Genomic DNA, 1,416 nt, shown 5'->3' with positions numbered 1-1,416 from the left:
TTGATCGTCCAGAAGCTCAAGCAGAAGCTGCTGCAGAGTAATTTGCAGTAACGTAAAAAACCCGCTTCGGCGGGTTTTTTATTGCCTGTCATTTCTTCCCATTTCCCCTCCATTCGCTATGCTGTTGGCAGACATGCCTGCAGGAGGTTTCTATGTGGCTTATCGATCAGCTGGCTGAGCAACACATCCGCGCCGCGCAGGAAAAGGGTGAGCTGAGCAATCTGCCTGGTGAGGGTGCGCCGCTCACGCTGGACGATGACAGTGGTGTGCCGGCGGAATTGCGCAGTGCCTGGCGACTGCTGAAAAACGCCGGCTATCTCCCACCGGAACTGGAGATGCGCCGCGACGCGCTGGCACTGAGCGATTTGCTTCGCGAACTCGATCCTGATGACAACGAGGCGCGCGAACTGGCCAAGCGCCTGACATTGCTGGAGATGAAACTGCAGCAGGCCGGCATGAGCACCGATTTTCTGCGTGGCGAATACCGCCCGGCGATCGGTCAGCGGTTACAGCAGGAGAAATAGTATGTATCGCATTGGCCAGCTGGCAAAACTGGCGGACGTGACGCCGGACACCATCCGCTTTTATGAAAAGCAGCAGATGATGGATCATGAGGTACGCACCGAGGGCGGCTTCCGCCTGTACAGCGATAACGATCTGCAGCGCCTGCGTTTTATCCGTTACGGCCGGCAGCTTGGTTTCAGCCTGGAATCGATCCGCGACCTGCTGTCGATCCGCATCGATCCAGAGCATCACACCTGTGAAGAGTCAAAAGCAATCGTGGCGAAACGGCTGGATGAGGTGAACAGTATGATTAGCGAACTGCAAACCATTCAGCGCTCGCTGCAACGGCTGGCGGAAACCTGTTGTGGCGACCGCCACAGTAGCGCCTGCTGTTCGATCCTCGAGGCACTGGAAACCGGTGAAGATCCGCATCCTGAAATTTGTTGTAGCAAGGATTGAATTCTGGCGCGCAGGGACTATAGTTGCGCCATCACTAACCGGAGGACGATATGAGTCACTATCAGCATCGAAAAGGCAAAATTAACGATAACGCCCTGGAAGCTCTGTTACACGATCCGCTGTATCGCCAGCGTGTTGAACGTAATCAGAAGGGGAAAGGCAGCTACCGGCGTAAAGATAAACACGCGAAGGGAGCGAATCAGGAGGCCAGCGGTAAGCAACAATGTTTACCTCTGGCCTTCTGCTTTAGTGACAAAAAAGCCGCCTGAAGAGGCGGCTTTTATTCATCACACTTTATTATTTTGTTGCTTAAGCAGGTCGCGAATCTCGGTCAGCAGCACTTCTTCATTAGTCGGTTTAGGCGCTGGTTTTTCCACTTCTTTTTTTTTATACAGTTTATTCATTACTTTGATGGCAATGAAGATGGCAAACGCCACGATGATGAAGTCAAAT

The 1,416-nt window shown here is 53.0% G+C and carries 4 protein-coding genes; 3 read left to right on the top strand and 1 reads right to left on the bottom strand.

The window, feature by feature from the left end; all coding sequences use genetic code 11:
* Nucleotides 1-152: 152 nt before the first annotated feature.
* The 3 genes from QMM04_RS22485 to QMM04_RS22475 are packed head-to-tail and all read left to right on the top strand — an operon-like array spanning nt 153 to nt 1,232.
* A complete protein-coding gene (locus tag QMM04_RS22485) occupies nt 153-524 on the top strand; it encodes a DUF1992 domain-containing protein (RefSeq protein WP_021508224.1) in 372 nt (123 codons plus the stop codon).
* Nucleotide 525: 1 nt separating this feature from the next.
* Entirely contained in the window at nt 526-963 is a 438-nt protein-coding gene (zntR, locus tag QMM04_RS22480; RefSeq protein ID WP_211724941.1) for a Zn(2+)-responsive transcriptional regulator, read from the top strand.
* A 50-nt stretch (nt 964-1,013) separates the two neighbouring features.
* The gene (locus QMM04_RS22475; protein WP_021508226.1) at nt 1,014-1,232 is read left to right on the top strand and encodes a ribosome alternative rescue factor ArfA; all 219 of its coding nucleotides are present in this window, start codon (nt 1,014-1,016) and stop codon (nt 1,230-1,232) included.
* Nucleotides 1,233-1,250: 18 nt separating this feature from the next.
* On the opposite strand, the gene QMM04_RS22470 is transcribed toward QMM04_RS22475, so the two are convergent.
* The coding region (locus QMM04_RS22470) for an MscL family protein (RefSeq protein ID WP_282997105.1) at nt 1,251-1,416 on the bottom strand (166 nt) is incomplete at its 5' end.

The organism is Pantoea sp. Pa-EAmG, assembly GCF_030024295.1.
Lineage (GTDB): Bacteria > Pseudomonadota > Gammaproteobacteria > Enterobacterales > Enterobacteriaceae > Pantoea > Pantoea dispersa.
This window is presented reverse-complemented; position numbering and strand designations above follow the sequence as displayed.